Source organism: Gaiella sp. (genome assembly GCF_035710885.1).
In the GTDB taxonomy this organism is placed as follows: Bacteria; Actinomycetota; Thermoleophilia; order Gaiellales; family Gaiellaceae; genus Gaiella.
Genome location: NZ_DASTCS010000012.1, coordinates 1 through 6,508 on the forward strand (window position 1 = coordinate 1; position 6,508 = coordinate 6,508).

Consider the following 6,508-nt stretch of genomic DNA (forward strand, 5'->3'; position numbering starts at 1 on the left):
TGCCCACGCTCTCCAGCCGCATGCGGGCATCGACAGGCATCCGCCGGCCGGTCTCCACGTTCGAGTACCCGGCCGACCCGGCCCAGCTTCCACGCGGTCCCGACACAAAGGCCGTCACACCCGGCGCGACCTGCCCCCGGCCCGTGACCAGACCGTCGAGGATCCGCTGGAGCTCCGGCCGCGCCGACGCCCGATCGGCAGAGACGAGCACGCTGCGCACGACCAGCGCGGCTCCCGCGAAGAGGAGCAGCGCGAGCAGCAGCGAGCCAACCAGACGCCGCCTCGAGCGTCCCGGGCTGCGTATCGCGACTGTCGACACCGATCGAACCTCGGTGCAAGGCTCGCTCGACGGCCCGCGCCCGCCATCCGTGGTTCCACTGATCGGTGTGTTGCATCCACTGATCTGTCGGGGGACGCGATCAGGACGCAGACGGTCTCGCTCCGGCCCACGTTACATAACGCTTCAATGTATAGTGCTGCTATGCACGACTTGGAATCGGGCTCGTCGGAGCCGGACGAGGGGTAGATCGTGGAGATCAGCAAGGACCTGATAGCCGCTTCCTCGACCCCCATCGTCCTTGCGATCCTGGCGGAGGAGGACAGCTACGGCTATGCGATCCTCCAGCGCGTGCGCGAGCTTTCCGGAGGGCGAATGGAGTGGACGGACGGGATGCTCTACCCCGTCCTGCATCGGCTCGAACGGCTCGGCCACGTCGAGGCGCGATGGGAGGTCGCGAAGAGCGGCCGTCGTCGCAAGTACTACGGCATCACCGCCGGCGGCCGGGCACAACTCGCCGAGGAACGCAGGCAGTGGCAGGCGGTGGACGAGACGCTGCGAGGCATCTGGCGGGCGCTCTCCCTTCCCGCCGGCGCCGGCCGGCCGTCGACCATGCTCCTGCCAGAGGGAGCCTGACGATTCCGGCTCCCGATCACGCGGTATCGCTCGAGGCGCAGATCGACCAGTGGCGGAGCTACCTCCGCCGTCGGCAGGCGATCCACTCCGTCGACGTGGCGGAGCTGGAGGATCACCTGCGCGAGCAGGTCGCGGTGCTCTCCGACGCGGGGCTCGACTCCGACGAGGCGTTCCTCGTGGCGGTGAAGCGCATGGGCGACCTCGACGCCCTCTCGCGGGAGTTCGCGCGCGAGCACTCCGAGCGCCTCTGGAAGCAGCTCGTCGTAGCCCCCTCCGAGACCGACGAGCCGCAGGCCGCGGCGCGAACCGACGCCATCGTCGCATTCGGTCTCGCGGTGGCGGCGGCCGTGGCCGTCAAGGTGCCCTCGCTGTTCGGCATGCAGCTGGACGAGGACGGCGAGTTCTACGCCCGCAACCTGAGCTTCTTCGTCCTGCCCCTGCTGACCGGATACTTCGCGTGGAAGCGACGGCTGGATCGCCGCATGCTCCCCTGGCTGGCCGCCGCGTTCGTCGCGGCGGCCGTCTCCGCGAACGTCTATCCGTTCGACCCGGACAGCTCGACCGAGGCGCTCACCGCCCTGCACGTGCCGATCGCGCTCTGGCTCGTCGTCGGGATCGCGTACGCCGGCGGCCGCTGGAGCCAGGTCGCGGGGCGCATGGACTTCATCCGGTTCTCGGGCGAGCTGTTCATCTACTTCGTGCTGATCGCCCTCGGGGGAGGCGTCCTCACGGCCTTCATGGTGGTGCTGTTCGAGACCATCGGGATCGACGCCGAGCCGTTCATCGAGTCGTGGCTCCTCCCCTGCGGAGCCGTCGGCGCGGTCATCGTCGCCTCGTGGCTGGTCGAGGCCAAGCAGAGCGTGATCGAGAACATGGCGCCCGTGCTGACGCGGCTGTTCACCCCGCTCTTCGCGGCGGTGCTGGTCACGTTCCTGGGCGCCCTGCTGTGGACGGGAGGCGGGCTCGACATCGAACGGGACACGCTGATCCAGTTCAACCTGCTCCTGGTGGTGGTCCTGGGCCTCCTCCTCTACTCCGTCTCCGCCCGCGACCCCGGGTCGCCTCCCGGCGTCTTCGATGTGATGCAGGTCGTGCTGGTGGTCGGTGCGCTCGTGGCCGACGCGGTGGCGCTCTGGGCGATCGGCGCGCGCATCAGCGAGTTCGGCTTCAGTCCGAACCGTACGGCGGCGCTCGGCGTGAACGTGATGCTCCTGGTCAACCTGGCGTGGTCGGCGGTGCTCTACATCCGCTTTCTGCGAGGGCGCGGCTCGTTGACGGGCCTCGAACGGTGGCAGACGGACTACCTGCTCGTCTATGCCGTGTGGGCGGCGGTCGTGGTGATCGTGTTTCCGCCCGCGTTCGGGTACGCCTGAGGTCGTCATACTCTGACGCCTGAGCCGACCCGCCCGGGTCGGTGAACGAGAGAGAGGGACGATGCCGCTCTATCTGTCGAGTTTCAGCTACACGCCGGAGACCTGGGCCAGGCTGATCGGCAATCCAGAAGACCGCCGTGCGGCCGCCGAGGCGTACATCGAGTCGGTCGGGGGGAAGCTCCACGGCTTCTGGTACGCCTTCGGCGAGCACGACGGCTACTCCCTGTGGGAGGCTCCGGACAACGTGTCCATGGCCGCGGTCGCGTTGGCGATCGGTGGCGGCGGTGCGTTGAGCTCGATCGAGACGACGGTCCTCATGACCGTCGACGAGACGATGGATGCCCTGCGCAAGGCGGAGCAGGTCAAGTACCGGCCGCCCGGCGCGTAGCGCCCAGCGCGACCGAGCCACTGGGGACGTTCTGCTCGGCCCGGGGTCGATGTCCCGACGGGTCCATCGCTCACCCGTCGCTGGCAAGGGGCCGATGGGCGAGGTCCCGTGCTTCGTCGTCACCCACACGCCGCCGGCGAGCTCGGACCCGGTATTCACCTTCGTCACCGATGGGATCGAGCGTGCCCTCGAGAAGGCCCAGGAGGTCGCCGCGGACAAGCGGATCGGGCTCATGGGCGCCGACATCGACCAGCAGTTCCTTGCCGCGGGCCTCGTGGACGAGATCAGAATCCATCTGATCGACGTCCTGCTCGGAGGCGGCCGCCGGCTGTTCGACCAACTCCCGCAGCGAATCGAGCTGGAACAGACCGGGCACAGCCAGAACGACGGCGTGACGCACCTCGAGTACCGCGTCCTCCGGTAGCGCCGCAGGCGGTTGACCAGGTACGCGTGGGCGCGAGAACGGAGCCTGTCGGTGTCACTCGGCGAGCCAGCCGTCGCGGTACCGGGTCAGGACACTCTGAGGGAACCGGGCATACGCCTCACGCGCCTCCGTGGTTTCGCGCGCGACGCCTGCGCCGCGGCGGAGCGCGCCCTCGTCCACGGTGTATGCGCCCCAGTCAGGAGCGCCGGAGCGATCCCGCGCGCCGACGGCGAGCACGAGACACGGTGCCGTTCCACCTCCGACGATCGTGTGGTTCGTCCCCGGAGGGCAGTGTACGAAGTCCCATGTTCGAAGCCTGCGTTCCCGACCCTCGATGACGAGTATCGCTTCGCCGGAAAGCACGAGGAAATCCTCCTGGTCGGATTCCCAGTGGTACATCGCCATCGGCTCCCCGGGCCCGAGCAGGGTCAGGTTGACCCCGAACTGCATGAAGTCCGTGGCTCCCTCGAAACCTGCGCCCTCGAACTCGCACAGGACGCCGCGCCCCTTCCGCTCCCACCATTGCGTGTCGCGCGCGTTCAGAACGAACCAGCCGTCGCCCTTCGGCACAAGGCCATGCTCCGTCGCCACAAGCTGCGCCTCGGGGATCACTCGGGTGAGCATGACATCTGCCAGGCCGGCCGCGGCTCCAGGACGCGTGTGGCCGCCGGGGCCATCGCAAGCGGCGTGTCGAACGCGGCCACCCCACGACACCGGTTGCCCGGGTCGGGGGAACAGTCACCGCCGCTCGCCCACCCACCGACCATGCCGGCCCGGATGCTGGGGGCGCCCGTTGTCACGCCAAGCACCACCGCTGGTACGTTGCGCTGATGCCGCTGAGCCTCGCGCAGGCCCACGTCCTGATCGCAGCCTCGAACGACCACGCACTCGCCAACGGGTGGAAGATCGCGGTCGCGGTCGTCGACGAGGGCGGGCTCCTCGTCGCGCTCGGCCGCATGGACGGCGCGTTTCCGCTCTCAGCGCAGATCGCCGAGGCGAAGGCAGCCGGAACCGCGCTCTGGCACCGCGACGGCGAGCAGCTTGCGGCCAGCCGCGAGTCCCATGAGGGATTCTTCGACGCGGTCAGCAGGCTTGCGCGGCTCCCCCTCATTCCGGGCCCGGGCGCGGTCTTGATCCGGAGCAGCGAGGGCGTGCTGGGCGCGGCCGGAGCGAGCGGCGCGAGCGGTGACGACGACCGCGCCTGTATCGAGGCCGGCCTGCGGGCGGTCTTTCCAGACTAGACTCCACTGCTGTGGCGTTCCCGGCGTAGTTGATCCCGCCCGTGTACGGCCCTCCGCCGCACATCTGTGCGGCTGGCCTGGGCTGCCTGACACGTACCGGCCGTCGGTGACGCCTGTCGGTGGCCGACGACGAGATCAACCAGGAGGAAACCGTGGTCACTGAAGCACGACTTGAACGTGTCGCATCAGGGTTGGCACCTGTCACGCCGGGATGGTTCATCGTCAACACCGCTGACGCCGCGTGGGTCACCAACGAGTGGTACGGCGGCGTCTGCATCTTCGAGTCCGACGAGTTCGTCTTGCGGGGTCGACCCGATCTCACCGCCTACGAGAAGCCGAACGCCGGGTTCACGATCCGCGTCGTGCCGCCGGGGCGACCGGCAACCGGCTACCACGCCGAGTCGGTCGAGGAGGACTTCCTCGTCCTGATGGGCGAGTGCGTGCTCATCATCGAAGACCAGGAACGGCATTTGCGGGCATGGGACTTCGTGCATTGCCCGCCGATGACCGCGCACGCGTTCGTCGCCAAGGAAACAGGACCGTGCGTGATCCTCGCCACGGGAAACCGGCGCGACGATCTCGAGCGGGTCTCTCCCCGATCCGAGGTCGCGCTCCGGTACGACGCCGGACCTGAGCGCCGAGGCCGATGGGAGGTTCGACGTCCAGGACACTGGGACGGACTTCCGTGGGCTGAGCAGCCGTAGCTCTCGCGGGTGCGCCGCGGCGTTCGAACGGAGTGCCGCAGCGCACCGGCCGAAGACGGGCCCCGTGATAGTCGCCGGGGGGCACAAGGCGAGAACGTCGTCTGCGCCAGTGTTCAGGAATGTCCCCTGAGCGCCGACGCTTGACCGCGCTACGGAGCCGGCGAGACGCTGATCTGCACCGTGTGCCCGTGCGGGGCAAACACGTTGTCTCCGTCGTCGAGGATGCCGGTGACGATCTCGAAGAGGAGCGTCTCATCCCTGTTCTCACTTGTTACACGACGCTGCCTGACGTACGTCGCGATCTCGGCAAAACTGCCCACGAGCGCGAAGACCGCCGCGCGGATCTCCCCGACCCGCCACCCCTGCCCCGTCCAGGAAAGGCGGACATCGAACGATCCGTCAGCAGACAGCCGAGCGTCCTCGACCTCAAGCAGCAGCGTCCGGCATGCCCGCTCGATATGAGCGAGGAGATGAACTCCGGGTTCTTCGGCCACCCAACTCGGGCTCCGCATCGCGTCGACCAACTCGAAGACGCCGGCCACAAACCCGGTCGCATCAGCGACGCCTTCGCCGCGCTCGTCCCCATCCCAACGCAGGCCGACCATTCGGAGAATGATCGCAGAGCCCTACGCTCGCCTGCGCGAGTGTTCGTCGAATGACGCCTGAGGGAATCTACGCCCAGGGCAGACGAGCCCGGTTCCGCGGTCGTTCTCGCCGGAACCGCTCGACCGTCGCGTACGCCTGCCTCCAGTCGGAGGTCGCCTCCGCCACGCTCGCGCCGTAGCGCGCCGCAAGCTCCGACACCGGGTAACGCACTCCCGGGCCCGAGCGCGAACCGACCATCAGGATCACACACGGCCCCTCGCCCGCGCCCACGAAGGCGTGCTCGGTCCACGGGGAAGAGTGGAAGAAGTCCCAGGGCCGCAGGCGTCGCTCCTCGTCCTCGACGAGCAGCCCGCACTCCCCCGAAAGGACGAGGAACGCCTCCTGGTTCTCCTCGGCGTGGTAGAGGCCGGTCTGCCCGGGCTCCAGCACGGTGACGTTGATCCCGAACTGGTCGAACTCGACCGGCGGGTCGCCGTACTCGCTTTCGAAGGCGCACCTCGCGCCCCTCGTCTCCGAGGAAAACCACTCGGCGTCGCGCACGTTGACGACGAACCAGCCCTCGGTGACGGGCGTCAGCCCCGATCCCAGGTCCTCGAGCTGTGCTTCTGGCACCGACGGGATTCTTGCACCGCGAGCATGGTGTTCCTCGGCGGATGTCCGTCCGAGGGGCCTGACTCGGTCAACACGCGAGCACCGTCCGCATTCGGCCCGCGTCGGCAACGAGCTCGGCGCTTCGTCCGGCGACGGCTTCTTCCCCGAGTGAGCTTCAGTCGCGTGCGTGGGGTCTGCATCCGATCAGACGAGCCAGCAGTCGCGCACGATTACATCGGACGGGCGATCGGCTCGACACTTCGTGCCG

General features: G+C 68.6%; 9 protein-coding genes and 1 pseudogene. 6 read left to right on the forward strand and 4 right to left on the reverse strand.

The window, feature by feature from the left end:
* Window positions 1-319: pseudogene (locus VFO26_RS02825) on the reverse strand (hypothetical protein); the annotation flags it as partial.
* 210 nt (window positions 320-529) lie between these two features.
* Between VFO26_RS02825 and VFO26_RS02830 the strand changes: the two are divergent.
* From VFO26_RS02830 to VFO26_RS02845, 4 genes are all read left to right on the forward strand, one after another.
* Window positions 530-913 carry a PadR family transcriptional regulator gene (locus tag VFO26_RS02830; RefSeq protein ID WP_325113364.1) on the forward strand — a complete coding sequence of 128 codons (384 nt, stop codon included), beginning with the start codon at window positions 530-532 and terminating at the stop codon, window positions 911-913.
* A gap of 2 nt (window positions 914-915) precedes the next feature.
* Window positions 916-2,286 carry a permease prefix domain 1-containing protein gene (locus VFO26_RS02835; protein WP_349259033.1) on the forward strand — a complete coding sequence of 457 codons (1,371 nt, stop codon included), beginning with the start codon at window positions 916-918 and terminating at the stop codon, window positions 2,284-2,286.
* A gap of 61 nt (window positions 2,287-2,347) precedes the next feature.
* On the forward strand, window positions 2,348-2,674 hold the full coding sequence (locus tag VFO26_RS02840) for a GYD domain-containing protein (protein WP_325113366.1): 327 nt from the start codon (window positions 2,348-2,350) through the stop codon (window positions 2,672-2,674).
* Between the two features lie 94 nt (window positions 2,675-2,768).
* Entirely contained in the window at window positions 2,769-3,098 is a 330-nt protein-coding gene (locus VFO26_RS02845) for a dihydrofolate reductase family protein (protein WP_325113367.1), read from the forward strand.
* 54 nt (window positions 3,099-3,152) lie between these two features.
* Here VFO26_RS02845 and VFO26_RS02850 read toward each other — a convergent pair whose 3' ends face one another.
* Entirely contained in the window at window positions 3,153-3,668 is a 516-nt protein-coding gene (locus VFO26_RS02850; RefSeq protein WP_325113368.1) for a cupin domain-containing protein, read from the reverse strand.
* 260 nt (window positions 3,669-3,928) lie between these two features.
* On the opposite strand from VFO26_RS02850, the gene VFO26_RS02855 reads away from it, so the two are divergent.
* Window positions 3,929-4,339, forward strand: coding sequence for a heme-binding protein (locus VFO26_RS02855; protein ID WP_325113369.1), 411 nt, complete (start codon window positions 3,929-3,931; stop codon window positions 4,337-4,339).
* Between the two features lie 119 nt (window positions 4,340-4,458).
* On the forward strand, window positions 4,459-5,043 hold the full coding sequence (locus VFO26_RS02860; RefSeq protein WP_325113370.1) for a cupin domain-containing protein: 585 nt from the start codon (window positions 4,459-4,461) through the stop codon (window positions 5,041-5,043).
* A gap of 149 nt (window positions 5,044-5,192) precedes the next feature.
* Here the strand turns inward: VFO26_RS02860 and VFO26_RS02865 are convergent, their stop codons facing one another.
* A complete protein-coding gene (locus tag VFO26_RS02865; protein ID WP_325113371.1) occupies window positions 5,193-5,648 on the reverse strand; it encodes a hypothetical protein in 456 nt (151 codons plus the stop codon).
* 67 nt (window positions 5,649-5,715) lie between these two features.
* A complete protein-coding gene (locus VFO26_RS02870) occupies window positions 5,716-6,261 on the reverse strand; it encodes a cupin domain-containing protein (protein ID WP_325113372.1) in 546 nt (181 codons plus the stop codon).
* Between the last annotated feature and the right edge of the window lie 247 nt (window positions 6,262-6,508).